The 16,057-nt window shown below is 65.9% G+C and carries 5 protein-coding genes and 1 pseudogene; 4 read left to right on the top strand and 2 right to left on the bottom strand.

The window, feature by feature from the left end; translation table 11 throughout:
- Positions 1-200, bottom strand: a pseudogene (locus DQP58_RS22175) (hypothetical protein); the annotation flags it as partial.
- A gap of 109 nt (positions 201-309) precedes the next feature.
- Here DQP58_RS22175 and DQP58_RS22170 point away from each other — a divergent pair.
- Together DQP58_RS22170 and DQP58_RS22165 are read left to right on the top strand one after the other, a co-directional pair.
- The gene (locus tag DQP58_RS22170) at positions 310-1,029 is read left to right on the top strand and encodes a response regulator transcription factor (protein ID WP_112710337.1); all 720 of its coding nucleotides are present in this window, start codon (positions 310-312) and stop codon (positions 1,027-1,029) included.
- Positions 1,026-2,510, top strand: a complete 1,485-nt coding sequence (locus DQP58_RS22165; protein WP_112710336.1) for a sensor histidine kinase — start codon at positions 1,026-1,028, stop codon at positions 2,508-2,510. Before DQP58_RS22170 ends, DQP58_RS22165 begins: the two co-directional genes overlap by 4 nt.
- Positions 2,511-2,643: 133 nt before the next feature.
- Here the strand turns inward: DQP58_RS22165 and DQP58_RS22160 are convergent, their stop codons facing one another.
- Positions 2,644-12,909, bottom strand: coding sequence for a non-ribosomal peptide synthetase (locus tag DQP58_RS22160; protein ID WP_112710335.1), 10,266 nt, complete (start codon positions 12,907-12,909; stop codon positions 2,644-2,646).
- A gap of 616 nt (positions 12,910-13,525) precedes the next feature.
- On the opposite strand from DQP58_RS22160, the gene DQP58_RS26975 reads away from it, so the two are divergent.
- Both DQP58_RS26975 and DQP58_RS22150 read left to right on the top strand, forming a co-directional pair.
- Positions 13,526-14,278, top strand: a complete 753-nt coding sequence (locus DQP58_RS26975) for a 1-aminocyclopropane-1-carboxylate synthase (protein WP_205869510.1) — start codon at positions 13,526-13,528, stop codon at positions 14,276-14,278.
- A gap of 467 nt (positions 14,279-14,745) precedes the next feature.
- On the top strand, positions 14,746-15,876 hold the full coding sequence (locus DQP58_RS22150) for a fatty acid desaturase (protein WP_240630060.1): 1,131 nt from the start codon (positions 14,746-14,748) through the stop codon (positions 15,874-15,876).
- The last annotated feature ends 181 nt before the right edge of the window (positions 15,877-16,057 follow it).

Below are 16,057 nucleotides of genomic sequence, written 5' to 3'. Positions count from 1 at the left end.
CCGAGCGGCGGCGGAGGCGGTCCGACGCTGACGATCCAGGCGAACGCGATCGCCGCGACGGTACCGACCGCGCCGAGCAGGGCCCCCGCCACCCCGGCGCCGATCACCACGCCGGTGGGGTAGCGGCGTCGCTCTAACTCCGGCTGGGCGACCGGCGGCGGCACGGGTGCATTGGTGTTGATGTCGTCGTTCGTGGTCATGCCATGGACGTTAGAAGCCGGGGCTGAAATGGATCTGAAGAACCGCCCGACGAACGGCTCGTCACAGTGGGCAGCGCCCTTCAGGTTCGTTTCAGCACCGGCACCGACAATGGAGGGCATGACGGATTGCCTCCGTGCGGCCGGCCGGTTCAGCATCGGCACCCCGCGGGTGCTGGTCGTCGAGGACTCCGAGACCATCCGGGAAATGGTCAGCGAGGCGCTCACCGAGGTCGGCTATCACACCGATGCCCGCCGCGACGGCGACGGCCTGGAAGGGGTTCTCGACGGGATGCGGCCCGACCTGGTGGTGCTCGACGTGATGCTGCCGGGACGCGACGGGTTCGAACTGATCGACGTGATCCGCGAATGGGGTGACGTCGGCATAGTCTTGATCACGGCCCGCGACGGGCTGCCGGATCGGCTGCGCGGACTCGACGGCGGCGCCGACGACTACGTCATCAAGCCGTTCGAGCTGGCCGAACTGGTGTCGCGGGTCGGCGCGGTATTACGCCGTCGCGGACGCCTGTCCCAGGTGATTCAGGTGGGCGACGTCACGCTGGATCTCGGCGCCGGGGTGGCGGCGCGCGGCGGTCACCCGCTGGATCTGACGGCAACCGAGCTGCGGGTGCTGACCTTCCTGGTGGAGCAGCGCGGCCGGATCGTCAGCGCGGGCCAGATCCTGAACGGGGTGTGGGGCTACGACGCCTACGACCCCAACCTGGTGCAGGTTCATGTCAGCGGGCTGCGGCGCAAGCTCGAGGCGCACGGGCCGCGGATCCTGCATACCGTGCGCGGCATCGGCTACCGCCTGCGGGCCGAGCGGTCATGACGGCCGCGTCGAGGACACCGACGCCGTCGCTGCAACGTCGGGTGACGCTGGTGGTGCTAGCGCTGTTGGCCGTGCTGTTGGTGGTGCTGGGGGTCACCATCGACATCACCATGGGCGTTCTGGCCCAACGTAATCTGCACGACCGGCTGTTGGCCGCGACATCGCGCGCCGACGCGTTGAGCGCCGCGCGCACCTCACCCGATTTGCTCGCTGCCGAACTCAACGGTGGCGGGATTCGGGCGCTCGTCGTCACCGCCAACGGCAGCGCCTACGGTGACCGCGCGATCAGCCCCGAGCTGGGTGAGGGCGAGGTCGAACCGCCCCCGCTGTATCCGCCCCCGCCGCCCTACCCACCGCCGCCGTATCCGCCACCACCGCCGTATCCGCCACCGCCGTATGCATTTCCACCGCCGCCCGGCCCCCCGCCGGATGCCACCGCGACGGCAGTCGTGCACCCGCTGCCCGACGGCAGCCGGGTGATCCTGGTCGCCGACACCACGCAAACCACCCAGGTCGCGCATCAGCTGCGCGGGCTGATGATCGGGGCGGGCCTGGCGACCCTGCTGCTCGCGGCGCTGCTGCTGGTTGCGGTCAGCCGCGCGGCGCTGCGCCCCCTGGACCGGCTCACCGCGCTCGCCAACGCCATCACCACGGGGGACCGTGGCCGCCGACTGCATCCGGACCGCACCGACACCGAATTAGGCCGCGCCGCAAGGGCTTTCGACGGCATGCTGGACGCCCTGGAAACCTCCGAGCGCCACGCCCGGCGCGCCGCCGACACCGCCCAGCGGGCCGAGGCGGCAACCCGGCGATTTCTTGTCGACGCCGCGCACGAGTTGCGCACCCCGATCGCCGGCATTCAGGTCGCCGCCGAACAACTCGCGCACGGCGCCTCCGGCCATCGAGACGACGGGCAATACCGTCGGGCGAGCCTGCTGCTCTCCGACGCTCGCCGCGCCGGACGGCTCGTCTCCGACATGCTGGACCTGAGCCGCATCGATGCCGGGCTCGCGCTCGAGCTGCACGACGTCGACGTGGCCGCCGTCCTAGATGGCGAGGTCGACCGTGCCGCCATGCTGGCGCCGCAGATCAGCGTCAGCCGTACCGGCCTGACCACGCTGACCCTCAACGCCGACGCGACCCGCCTGTCGCAGATCGTGTCCAACCTGCTCGACAACGCACGCCGGTATACGCCGGCCGCCGGAGCCATCACCGTCGACCTTCGCGCACACGAGGACCTCGCGGAGGTGACCGTCACCGACACCGGGCCTGGCATCCCGGATGACCAGCGAAACAACATCTTCGAGCGGCTGGTGCGCCTGGACGCCGGTCGCGCCCGCGACCACGGCGGCGCCGGGCTGGGGCTGGCGATCGCGCGTGCTCTGGCCCGCGCCCACGGCGGCGACCTGGTGTGTCTGCCCCACGAGGGCGGCGCCCGATTCAGGCTGACGCTGCCGCGCAACGCCGGGCGATCGGAGTAGCTCATGTGTCGCGAGGGCGAAGACGCGCCCCTGTTTAGGTGTTGACGACGAGGCCGCGTTCAAACAGTGCAATCCGTGATCAATTCACTTCAGGCCCAAGGTGTTTGGCGGCTCGGCCGTACCGCACGGACAGTCACGATTGCTCCACATCTGCGGTCATGGCTACCAGCACGCGCCGGAACCGTTCGACCAGCTTTTCGATTCTGGCTGCGGTAAACACCTCAGTGTCGAATTCGACGCGTAGACCCAGTTCGTGGCCGGGCACGGCTTGTACCGAAAGCGGGTAGTGGTTGTATTCGCGGCTGCTGAAGCCATTGATGTTCAACTCGTCGACGGCCGATAACGCGGCGGTAGTCATCGGGTAGTTCTCGTATACGAATAGCGTGTCGAACAACTGGTCGTGCCCCGTTACGCGGTGGATCTCACTCAGGGCCAGGTGCTGATGGTCAAGCGTCTTGGCGTAGCTGCTTTGCAGCTGGTCCAGCAGGTTGGCGGTGGTCGTCTCCGCGCCGATGGTCGCCCGCACGGGGACCGTGTTGATCAGCAGACCCACCATCGATTCCGCGCCCGCCAAGTCGGCTGGCCGCCCCGACACCGCGGTGCCGAACACCACGTCGTGCTGGCCGGTCAGCCACGTCAGCAGCAGCGCCCACGCGGCCTGCAGGACGGTGCTGACCGTGGTGTGGTACGCGCGCGCCAGCTCGCCCAACGCCTGCGTGGTCTGCGCGGACACCCGGAACAACTCCGTAGCGCGCAGACCAAGCGCTGGGCGCCCCCCGGGTCCCACCAGGCTGGGAGTGTCGAACCCGGCGAGGACCTCGCGCCATGCCGTCCGAGCCGCGCCCCGATCCTGGTTAAACAGCCAGGTGACAAAGCTGCGATACGACGGGGCGGCGGGCAATCGCACGCCGCGATAGCAGGCGAAGATTTCGTGCAGCAAGATCGGCTTCGACCAACCGTCGAGCACGATGTGGTGGTTGGTGAGCACGAACCTGTACTGATCGTCCGCGGTGCGGATCGCGGCAGCCCGGAAGGGCGGCTGTCCGGCGAGGTCGCAGACCGCGGCGCGTTCGGCGGTACACAGCCGCTGTACCTGATCCTCGACATCAGCATCTGCCGAGTTCAGCTCGACGTACTGCCAGGCCAACGCCGAATCGGCGGGAATGACCTGCACCGGTTCAGTGAAGTCTTCGCAAAAACCGGCCACCAAGTTCGGATGGCGGGCGACGACGGCGTGCACCGCCTCGCGCAAGCGCTGCGGGTCAAGGACACCAGTCAGAGTGATGTCGAGCTGCACCGCATACAAGTCGGCACTGCCCTGCCCGTTGCCGCTGTAGTACAGCAAGCCCTGCTGCAGCGGGGTGAGCGGCAACACATCGCCGATCCGGTACTGCTGCGCCAGCTTGTCGAGGTCTTGCTGGGTGAGACGGGCCGGCGCGATGTCGGACGGGGTCAGCCCGCCCCCGCCGCGGCGCACGTGCGCGCAGATGCCCGAAAGCGCGTCGAACCACAGCTCGCTGAGCCGGCTGACCTGCTGGTCGTTCAGGGTCGAGCGCGCCCACGTCCAGTTGGCCTGCAGCTGCGGGCCGGCCTCGGTGTCCATGGTGCCGGCATTGACCTCGACGGTATGTGCCAGCGGCATCTGCACCGCGCCCGCAGCGCCGCCCAGCGCGAAACTGTTCTCGCTGAGTCGCCACAACTCACTGGAGAGCTCGGCCCCACCGCCCAGCCGACCCAGGTAGTTGAAGCCGATCACGGGGTCGGACCCACCCAGATCGAACTCAGGCGAAAGGTAGCGCAGCAGCCCGTAGGTCAGACCGTCGGGCAGGGCGCGCAGCTGCTCCTTGGCGTCCTTGATCACAGCGCCCAGTGCATCGTCACCCGCCAGCACCTGTTTCCAGGACAGGCCGCCGATCGGCCCCCCGAATTTCAGGGCTACCGGGTATTTGGTGGTGAACCAACCCACCGTGCGCGACAGATCGACGTGCGGGGCCCGTTCCTCCTGGCGGCCGTGGCCCTCCACATCGACGCCGACGGGGGTGCTGGTGCCGAAGAATTGCGTCCACGCCAGGCCGAACGCGATCAGCAAGATGTCCTGAATCCCGGCATGAAACGCCGCCGGAACCTCACCAAGCAGCCGGCGGGTCCTCTCGACATCCAGCGACACCGACAGTTGGCCGGCGCTGACGTAGGTGTCTCCCGGCTGTACCGGCGGTAACGGCGCGGGGAGTGCCGCCACCTGACGCCACGCCTCGGCCTGGGCCATCACGTCTGCGCTCTGCGCGTACTCGGCCAACAGCGACGACCACCGGGCAAACGATGTCCCCGGCGCCGGCAGCGCCACCGGCTGGCCACTGTGATGCTGGGCCCACGCAATATTGAGGTCCTCCAATAGGATTCGCCACGACACGCCATCGACGGACAGGTGGTGAATGATCAACGCCAACTGGTTCGTCGACCCGGCCCACACGGCGCGCAGCATCGCCCCGGCGCCCGGGTCGAGCCGTGACCGGGCCGCCACCAACGCTTCAGCCGACAGCGCGTCGACGGTGTCCACGCAGCCGGCGGCATCCACCGTCCCGGGCTCGGGCACCCACAACAACCAACTGCCCACACCGTCGTCGTCGACGCGCAGCCGCAACGTGGCGTGCCGGTCCAGCAACGACTGCAGGACCACCACCACGTCGGCCTGCGTGACCCCCGCGGGAGCTTGCAACACCATCGTCTGGTTGAACTGCTCGACCGCGCCGTCGACGCTGTGCAGCCAGCGCATGATCGGGGTGGCCACCACAGACCCGGTGCCCTGGTCGACCACGCCGTCGTCGTCGGCGACCACCGTGGCGACCTGCGCCAGCCGCGCCACCGTCTGTTCGACGAAAACATCACGCGGACGGCACATTACGCCGGCAGCGCGGGCACGAGCCACGACTTGCATCGACAGGATGCTGTCGCCGCCCAGATCGAAGAACGAGTCATCGACACCGACCCGCTGCACACCCAATACCTGGGCATAAACGCCGGCCAAGATGTCCTCAACCGCGCTGGATGGAGCGCGGTAATGGTCAACATCCTGGTATTCGGGCGCCGGCAGGGCGCGGACGTCGAGTTTGCCGTTGATCGTCAACGGCAGCGCCTCGAGCACGACGACCGCGGCCGGCACCATGTAGGTCGGCAACCGTTCTCCCAATTGGGTGCGGACCTCAGCCGGGTCGGCGGCCCCGGTGATGTAGCCCACCAGCCGCTTGTCACCGGGACGATCCTCGCGCGCGATCACCGCCGCATGATCGACGCCGTCCAGCCCGTCGAGGGCCGCCTGGATCTCGCCGAGCTCGATGCGATACCCGCGGATCTTGACCTGCTCATCGGCACGTCCGACGTAACGCAGCTGTCCGTCGACGCCCCACGACACCAGATCGCCGGTGCGATACATGCGCGCACCCGGTTGTCCGAACGGGCACGCCACAAACCGCGTCGAGCTCAACCCCGGCCTGCCCGCATACCCGGCGGCCAGCCCGGCGCCGGCCACGTACAGCTCGCCGACCACCCCGGCGGGCACGCGACGCAGCCACCCGTCGAGCACGAAAAAGGCAAGGTGGGCCAACGGCACCCCGATGGGGCTGGCATTGCTGTCGAGGTCGACGTCGACGATCTCGCGGAACGAGGCGTGCACCGTCGTCTCGGTGATGCCGTACATATTGATCAGACGGGGCGGTCCGGGGTGGTGTTTCAGCCAGGTCGCCAGGCGGGTCGGTTCGAGCGCCTCGCCACCGAACACCACCGTCTGCAATTTCAGCCGCTGTCCCAGGTCGGGGGAGAGCCCATCGGCGGCCTGTAGCGCATAAAACGCCGACGGCGTCTGGCTCAACACGCTGACTTGTTCACGAACGAGCAAGGCGTGCAACTCTTCTGGCGAACGCACCACCGAATCGGGCACCACCACCAACCGTCCGCCATATAACAGTGCGCCGAAGATCTCCCACACCGAGAAGTCAAACGCCAACGAATGACACTGCGTCCACACCTGCCCCAACGTCAACTGGCCGTCCAGCGTATGCAGCAACCTGGCGACGTTGTGATGCGGTACTGCAACGCCTTTGGGCGTTCCGGTAGTGCCCGAGGTGTAAATGATGTAGGCGATGTTCTCGGGCCCAACCGCCGGTAACGCGGTCTCGGACTGGGTCGTCACCGCTGGGTCGTCGACGTCGATGAGCGGCAAGCCGGACCGCTCCAGCCGTGACCGCACCTCGGCGGTGGTGACCACAGCGATAGGCGCGCAGTCGCCCAACACGAAATCCAGCCGCGTCGCGGGCACCGACGGATCGATCGGCACGTACGCCGCCCCGGTCTTGAGCACCGCCAAGATCACCATCACCGCTTCGGCCGACCGCGGTATCACCACCGCCACCCGCTGGCCCGGGCCCGCGCCCTGCCCAGCGAGCATGTGTGCCAACCGGTTTGCCGCTTCCTCGACCTCGCGGTAGGTCCACGAACGCTCGCCGCAGGTGATGGCGACCGCCTTTGGGTCGCGAGCCACCTGCGCGGCGAACAACTCAGGAATCGACACCTGCCCGCTTGGCCGCTGCGCCAGCACCGCCCGGTTGCCCCATGCATCGAGCCGCTCATGCTCGGCAACGTCGAGCAGATCGAGAGACGACAACCGCCCCGCGGGATCGGCGATCAGTGCCACCAGCAATCGCTGTAACCGGTCGATCAGGGTGTCGATGGCCGCACGGTCAAATGCGTCCGTGTCGAATTCGACGCGAAGGCTCAGTTCGTAGCCCGGCGTCGCCACCACCGAAAGCGGGTAGTGGTTGTATTCGCGGACGTCAAATTCGGTAACTGCCAAGTCATCTGCGCCCAACAGGGCGCCGGGGTCGACCGGGTAGTTCTCGTACAGGAAGAGCGTGTCGAACAGCTGATCGTGACCGGTGACGCGGTGAATCTCGGGCAGAGCCAGATGCTCATGTTCGAGCGTGTCGTTGTGGATGCGCTGCAGCTGCTCCAGCAGATTGGCGACCGTGGTCTGCGCGGTGGTGGTGGCCCGCACCGGGACCGTGTTGATCATCAGCCCCACAATGGATTCCGAGCCGGGCACTTCGGTGGGCCGACCCGAGACCGCGGTGCCGAATGCCACATCATGCTGACCGGTCAGCCACATCAACAGCTGCGCCCACGCTCCCTGCAACACGGTGCTCACGGTGGTGTGGCACGAGCGGGCCAGCTCGGTCAGGGCCGCTGTGGTCTCGGCGGACACCCGGAAGGACGCGACGTCGCGACGCCCTGCCTGGCCCGGCGTACCGATCAACGTCGGGGTCTCGAAACCCGCCAACACCTCGCGCCAAGCCTCGCGTGCGACACCGCGGTCCTGCCCGTCCAGCCAGGTGACAAAGCCGCGGTACGACGGAGCCGCGGGGAGCTGTTCGCCGTAGTAGCTGCCGAACACCTCCCGCATCAGGATTGGCAGCGACCAGCCATCCGCCACGATGTGGTGAATGGTGAGCACCAAGCGGTACTGGTCTGCTGCGGTGCGGATCAACGCCGCCCGGAAGGTCGGCTGGTCAGCCAGGTCGCAGACCGCGGCGCGCTCAGCAGCACATAGTCGCTCAATCTGCTGATCGGCGTGGACGCCGACGGGATTCAGTTCAATGTCCTGCCACGCGATCACGGGCTTGGCCGGGATCAGCTGCACCGGCTCACCGAAGCCTTCGCAGAAGCGTGCCATCAGGTTGGGATGCCGGTTGACGACCGTCTGCACGGCTTCGCGCAAGCGGTGCGCATCGAGGGAGCCGTTGAGTGTGATTCCGAGTTGCACGGTGTACAGGTCGTCCAGACCGGGCGCGAAGCTGGTGTGGAATAGCAGACCCTGCTGCACCGGCGTCAGCGGCAGCACGTCCACGACGTCGCCTTGCGAGCAGAGTTGGTCGATCTGCTCCTGGCTGAGGCGGGCAGGAGCGATATCGGACGGGGTGAGCCCGCCCCCACCGGCTCTGACGTGCGCGCAGATACCGGCCAGCGCTTCGAACCACAACTGGCTCAGCCGGCTGACTTGCTCGTCGTTCAGCACCGAGGGCGCCCACGTCCAGTTCGCCTGCAGGTGCGGCCCAGCCTCGGTGTCCATGGTTCCGGCATTGAGCTCCACCGTGTGCGCCAACCCGAGCGGCACCGCCGTTGCCACACCCGCAAACGTCAGGCTGTCCTCGTTGATCCGCCACAACTCGCCGGGCAGGTCGGTACCTGCGCCGAGGCGGCCCAGGTAGTTGAACCCGATCGTCGGGTCAGCCCCGCCGAGATCGACGTCGGCGTTCAGGTACCGGAGCAAACCATAGGTCAGCGAATCGGGAAGGGCGCGCAGCTGCTCCTTGGCATCCTTGATCAGAGCCCCCAGTGCGGCCTCACCGGCGACAACCTGCGCCCACGACAGGCCCCCGACCGTCAACGCGACCGGATATTTGGCGGTGAACCAGCCCACCGTGCGGGACAGGTCCACAGCGGGGGCCAGCTCCTCGTGGCGCCCGTGACCCTCGACGTCGACACCGATCGGCATACCGTCGCCGGTGTCGAGAAACTCCGCGAATGCCAACCCGAAGGCGATCAGCAAGATGTCACCGACACCGGCGTGAAACGCCGCCGGGACCTCGCCGAGCAGTTGGCGGGTGGTTTCGACATCCAACGACGCCGACAACTGGCCCGCGCTCTGGTAGGTGTCGACCTCGGGTTGCGCCGCCGGCAGCGCCGCCGGTACTGCCGCCACCTGTCGCCACGCGTCGGCCAGGGCCACTACCTCGGCGCGGCGCGCATGTTCGTCGAGCAGCGATGACCAACGCGCAAACGACGTCCCGCCCGTCGGCAACGCCACCGGCTGCCCGCTGTGATGCTGCGCCCAGGCGATGTTGAGGTCCTCCAACAGGATTCGCCACGACACGCCGTCGACGGCCAGGTGATGAACGATCAATGCCAGCTGTCCGGTGCAAGTCGCCCACACCGCGCTCAGCATCAGCCCCGCCGACGGGTTCAACCGCGACCGGGCCCGCACCAGCGCCTCACCCGACAACACCTCGACGCTATGCAGACATCCGCGCGCATCCACCGACCCGACTTCGGGTGCCGCCAGCGACCAGCCGCCGGCGCCGTCATCGTCGATGCGCAGTCGCAACGCGGCATGCCGATCGAGCAACGCCTGCAGGACGACCGCCACGTCGGCCTCGGTCACCCCCGCAGGAGCGGTGACCACCATGGTCTGGTTGAACTCGTCGATCGGGCCCTTGACGCTGTGCAGCGTCCGGATGATCGGGGTGGCCAGCACCGGCCCGACGCCGTCGTCGACGACGGCGGCCTCGCTCTCGGCCGTCGCCGCGACCCGCGCAAGGCGGCGTACCGTCTGTTCGACGAAAAGGTCACGCGGACGGCACATCACGCCGGCCGCCCGTGCGCGGGCCACCACCTGCATCGACATGATGCTGTCGCCGCCGAGATCGAAGAACGAATCGTCGATCCCGACGCGCTCGACCCCGAGGACTTGGGCGTAGATGTCGGCCAGGATTCCCTCGACCGCGTCGGCCGGGGCCCGGTACTCACCGGCGGTGAATTCGGGTGCGGGCAAAGCACGCTTGTCGAGTTTTCCGTTGACCGTCAACGGAATTGACGGCAACACCACCACCGCGGCGGGAACCATGTACGCGGGAAGCCGATCAGCCAGTGCCGCGCGGATCTCGATCGGGTTGGCGGTGCCGGTGATGTAACCCACCAGCCGCTTGTGTCCGGGACGGTCCTCGCGGGCGATGACCGCCGCCTGGTGCACCCCATCGAGGGCGGCCAGTGCCACCTGGACTTCGCCCAATTCGACGCGGTACCCGCGGATCTTGACCTGCTCGTCGGCGCGGCCCAGGTGTCGCAGCTGCGCGTCCGCACCCCAGCACACCAAATCGCCGGTGCGATACATGCGTGTCCCGGCGGGCCCGAACGGGCAGGCCACAAATCGCGACGCGGTCAGACCGGCACGACGCACATATCCCAGGCCCACGCCGCGCCCGGCCAGGTACAGATCGCCGACCACCCCGACCGGCACCGGTTGCAACCACTTGTCCAGCACGAACATCGCCGCCCCGGGGATCGGCGACCCGATCGGCACCAGACCCTGCCCCGGCGACAGTTGGGTACTCATCGACGCGCACACCGTCGCCTCGGTCGGGCCATAGGCATTGAACATCACCCGCCCGGGTGCCGCCCACCGATCCACCACGTCGGTCGGGCAGGCCTCACCGCCCACCACCAACGCCGTCGACTCCAACCCCTCCGGTGACAGCAGCGCTACTGACGACGGAATCTGGGTGAGCACGCTGACCTTCTCCGCGACCAGCAACGCGTGGAGTTCATCCGGAGAGCCCGCCACGGCCTCGGGCACCACCAGCAATCGCCTACCCCGCAGCAGCGCGCCCCAGATGTCCCACACCGACAAGTCGAAGGCCGAGGAGTAGCACTGCGCCCACACCCCCCCGGACGGCAGGCGCTCGTCGAGCGCCTCGATCAGCCATGTGACGTTGTGGTGAGTGATGGCAACGCCTTTGGGGGTGCCCGTAGTCCCGGAGGTGTAGATGATGTAGGCGACGTTCTCGGGTGCGGGCGTGGGAAGTGGAGTGTCGGGTTGGGCCTCGATGGCGGGATCGTGGGCCTCGATGATCAGCGGACCAAATCCGTGCAGCCGTGAGCGCAGGTCGGCCGTGGTGATCAGCACGGCGGGTGCGGCATCGGCGAGCATGAACTCCATTCGTGCCGACGCGTGCCCGGGGTCGACCGGCACATACGCTGCCCCGGTTTTGAGCACCGCCAGCATCGCCACGATCGCGTCAGCGCACCGGGGAAACAGCAGTGCCACAGTCTGTCCCGGGCCAACCCCATGGCCGGCCAGAAGGTGTGCCAACCGGTTCGCGGCCTTCTCGAGTGTCCGATATGTCATGGAGCGGCCGTCGAAGGTCACCGCTACCGCCCCGGGGGTACGGGCGGCGTGCTCGGTGAACACCACCGGAATCGACACCGGCATTGCCGGCTTTGTTAACGCGGCGCGATGCGACCACCCATAGAGCCGGGCGTTCTCATCCTCATCGAGTATTTCGATCGAGGAGATCGGCCGCTCGGGATCGGCCGTCATCTCCATCAACACCTGCTGCAGACGTGCCCCCAGGTAGGAGACGTCAAAGCTCGCAAACGGCTGTCCGCGGCCTGCGGTGCTGAGAAACAGCTGGTCACTCGACCCAATAAAGAAAAGCCCGAAGTGATCGGCGGGGCCGTTATTGGTATACGTCGCGGTTGCCGGAGCGCCACCAAGATCCAGGGTCAATCGAGACGGGATGAAATTGATACCGACCCTGTTCGCTGCTTGTCTGAGGTTGAGAAAGCCGCCTTCGTCGTGGTGGTGCACCGGAAACCGCTGATGCTTCAGCAACTTTCGTATCTGGGTATCCACATGCTGACAGAAATCGGCGACCGTGGTGTCCGGTGACGTCTGCAAGACCAGTGGCACCACTCCGGCGAGCATCCCCGGAAGTGTCTTTGACTCCGGACGCACCCGCCGGCTGACCGGGAAATCCAGCGCCACCTCGGAGCCGCCTCCCGACCACGCATGCACCAGGAGAGCGCATGCCGCTGTGGTGACCGAATAGCGACGGACACGCAGCTTTTTCGACAGTTCCTTCATGCGGCCGACAGCGAAGGCATCCAACTGAACTGACGCCGACGGCCCACAGGGGTCCCCATCGACCGTGGCGGGGGGCAGCTGGTAATCGTGTCCGCCTTCCGGCGGAAGGTTTTTGCTCCAGTACGCTTCGTCTTCCCGATAATCGGCGGATGCTTCGTATCCCGACTCGAGATCAACCAGGTCTCGCAGCGAGCCGAAATAGGCGGCAGGAACAGGCGATCCAGCAACCATGGCCGAATAGATGGTGGCAACGCGACGGCACATCAGCGCCATGCTCAGTCCGTCTAGGACGATGTGGTGGCAGCAGCCGAACAAATAGAATTCCTCGGCCTGCGTCTGGAACAGTGCGAACTTGAGTAACTGGCCGTTCAACGCCATCGGGGTGCGCTGGATGGAGGAAGCCCGGCGGCAGGCTTCCTGCACGGGATCGGGCGTGCCGACCAGGTCATGAAACTTAAGCTCGACATGCGGATCATCGATCGGCCGTTGAAGCACCTGGCCATCGACCTCGAAGAATGCCACCCTACTGGGTTCGGCCTCCGTCACCGTTTGGCGGATCGCCTGCTCGAGGACATCACGCTGTATCGCGCCGTCGATCCTTATCAACAGGCCGAGCTGCCACTCCGTACCGACATAGCCCGATTCCTGCGCGAGCCAGATGTCTAGTTGTCCGCGTGTCAGCGGCAGCGCCAGATCGTCACGGTTCATCGACTCCCCCAAAGCCTTACCCCCTCACCCCCCTGCCCCAGGGGTGTGGTTACTGATCGAAATCCTGCCCCGTAGTCAGCCGGCGGCGCAGAGATTTCGGCCTAATGTCCGCCACCTCTGCGCGATGTGATCCAGGCAGCGGCGGGCACGGCTTCCCCATCGACCACCCGCCACCCCACCGCAACGCCGGCGAAGCCTTCTCACAGACTGTGTTGCTCTTCATCATTCGCCAAGACAAACACTGCCGCATCGGGCACGGGTGCGTGCGGATTCCCGCGAGTGTCGGCGGGTTGCGTGGGGGAGATGATCGAGTGCTGAACGCCGGCGAGTGTCACCCGACCGGCTCGCGACCTAGCCAGGGCCCGGGTGAGAACCGGGAGCGGCGCTGATCAAGCCGCTCGACGGCCGCTCGACGGCCACCATGGCGACCTGGCCCGAACGCTGCTCGATCGAATCGACACATTGTTGGTGCGAATCGGCAACCCTCCCGCTCGCATTCGGGTTAAACTCGTTTTCGATTTGGAGGGGATTCACTGCCAGCCATGCGCCTGATCTCGGGCGATCACGCAGGCGCCGGTGGGACGCGAGTGTCGAGTTTTGCCGTTGGAGGGGGGCAATGAACCGACGACCGGACTACGTTTTCACTGAGCTCAGCTATCACACAGACGAGTGTGTTCCGGTAATACGACAGTATCTTGATTTTCTGGTCCAAGGCGATGGCCACAGAGCTCATTGCCCGTTTACCAGAGGGATGCTGGAAAGGCGCCAGTTTTACTACGATACAAGCGATTTGCTCCTGCATGAGGAGGAGTTTTTCCGGACGATAGCCGAGTTGCGTGACTTTCACGCCGGATATTCTGACCATTATTTGGTCGTCGGAGTCGCATATCAGAATGCGGAGAACTTCGTAGAAGCGGTCGCTGCCCAAGGCGAGGTTTGGCGACAGAAATTGAGACTTGAGCTCATAGCCGCGGGTCTGACGATTGCGTGGACCCATCCCAAAAATCCAATCGGCACCCACACGGATCGCGATAAACCTGCCGAACCTCTATGGGTAAGCGAAATTCCGCTGCTCATGCTCCGAATTCTCGACAAGGGTGACGAGCCGTTCATGCTGAGCGCCGATTCTAAGAGAGCGTTCGTGCTGGGCATGAGATATCACGAAACGATACCTGTCACCATGCGTCCGAGTGCGGTAAGTCCGCAGGTAGAGTCGCGCTACAAGCTGACCGCGCTGGTGACTCTGATGGATCATGTTCGGCTTTCCTCGGTCCGGTCGGTATCGGCCGATCTGGCCGGGAACCTTGTGTCGGTATTGAAAAGCGGAAAAACCTGCGAGCATACGTGGAGCCCCGAACTTGCGGTCTAGGAGGAGCGCAAAATGCCTGAAATTATTCGAGCTGCTGGAACTGTCAACCGGCCGGACCGCAAAATTTCTGCGAAGCGACCATCGTTCGGGCAGAGGAAAGGCTTAACGAACCCAAAACTGGGCCGCACCGGTCAGCACGATGTGGAAATCGACAGTGCACGCTAAATTCCAGCGCGTGACAACGCTGCATTCCGGCGAGTAGGTTATCGAGGTCTACCCCGGTGAACATCCTGGTTCGGGCCAGGTGGCTCCCGGGGCGAGCGTAGAGGGGGACTCGGCTAAAGTTCGCGCTGCCAGCAGGATAAAAGCGTCCCAGGGGACTCGTAAGCGATCACCTTCAGTGGTCGAAGCGCCCGGACCGGAAACCAACAGATGCCGAGGTCTGATCCGGCGTTTATCGGACAGCCCCGGCCCACGCCTAACCGCGCGAATCCGCAGGCATGGGCTTGCATATAACTGTCTTTATCGTGTTCACCTACATGACGGGACGGCGGATTGTTTCTTACGCGAATACGTATTACGAGCAAAGTCGAAACAAGGTGGTGCCACATGGATTTCCGTGCAGTGCGTCAGCGTCGTGTTCCTCACCGGGAGTTGTGGTGACTAGCGTCGACGTTGCTGCCCCCACCGAGCGGAGGTCACGGCGCGCTGGCGAGGTGGCCGCAGTCCGGCGAGGCTTCCCAGCTCCCAGGTTCGCGCGGCCGACCATCGCGGTGCCGACCGTCCTCGTCTGGCTTGGATCGCTCGGTGCGTGGTGTGCGGCGACGGCAGCGGTTCTCTGCGGGGTGAGTCGTTGGTGGTTGGTGGTCACCATCGTCGTTCAGGGTTTCGTGACGGTTTCTATGTTCATCGTGGCGCACGAATCGATTCACCACACCGTCAGCCGGCTCAACTGGATCAACCAGGTCTTCGGTCGCTTGTCGATGCCGTTCGTCTCGTTGTTCGGAACGTTTCCGATGCTTGCGTACACGCATCTCGCGCACCATCGCAACACCAACGAAGATATCCACGACGATCCGGACGCGTGGAGCATCACCGGCCCGCGTTGGCAGTTGCCGTTGCGCTGGTTGACAATCGATGCCTGGTATTGCCGCTTTTACGTAGCGCGCCTGCGCCGGCGCCCGCGCAAGGAAGCCCTGGGATTTGCCGTCTACCTCACCCTGGCCCTTGCCTTCGTAACCGCCATCCTGATTCTCGGCTATGGGCGAGAACTGGTGCTCATCTATTTCATCCCCCAGCGGATCGGGGTGGGCGTCCTCGCGTGGTGGTTTGACTGGCTGCCTCATCACGGCCTGGTCCCGGTACGGAGCGACCGATTCCGGGTCGCCCGGGTTCGGGTTGGCTGGGAGCGCGTTTTGTGTCCGTTGTTGATGTATCAGAACTACCACCTGGTTCATCACATCCATACCGCGATCCCGTTTTATCTGTACGTCAAGGCATGGAGGACCGCGGAATCCGACTATCTGGACCGAAACGTGCCGATCAGCACTGCGTGGGGGCAGGAAATGACGTCTTCGGAGTACCGCAGCTGGCGGGAGGACAGTCGCCGCGTCGTCGAAGCGGGTCGCGGTGATCGCATCTGGGAGATCGGTGGGTAGCCGCTGGCGGCGACCTCCCCACGAATCCCCGAGGTCGAGTTGTTGTGCGGTGAAACCGTGGTGGCCGCCTCGATCGCGGTGATGGAGGCGGCCACCTTCGGACGCGGCTAGCGCACAGCCGGTATCAGAATCCCGGCGGCGGCGGCGCCGGATGGAACGGCCCGCCCGGGGGCGGCGGTCC

The sequence above is a fragment of the Mycobacterium colombiense genome (assembly GCF_003284975.1).
Lineage (GTDB): Bacteria > Actinomycetota > Actinomycetes > Mycobacteriales > Mycobacteriaceae > Mycobacterium > Mycobacterium europaeum_A.
The sequence above is the reverse complement of the archived record's forward strand: the minus strand, read 5'-3'. Positions and strand labels throughout refer to the sequence as shown.

Excerpts from the sequence above, each read along its gene's own strand:
- DQP58_RS26975 (WP_205869510.1), top strand. The coding sequence starts at position 13,526 with ATGAACCGACGACCGGACTACGTTTTCACTGAGCTCAGCTATCACACA.
- DQP58_RS22170 (WP_112710337.1), top strand. The coding sequence starts at position 310 with ATGGAGGGCATGACGGATTGCCTCCGTGCGGCCGGCCGGTTCAGCATC.
- DQP58_RS22165 (WP_112710336.1), top strand. The coding sequence starts at position 1,026 with ATGACGGCCGCGTCGAGGACACCGACGCCGTCGCTGCAACGTCGGGTG.
- DQP58_RS22160 (WP_112710335.1), bottom strand. The coding sequence starts at position 12,909 with ATGAACCGTGACGATCTGGCGCTGCCGCTGACACGCGGACAACTAGAC.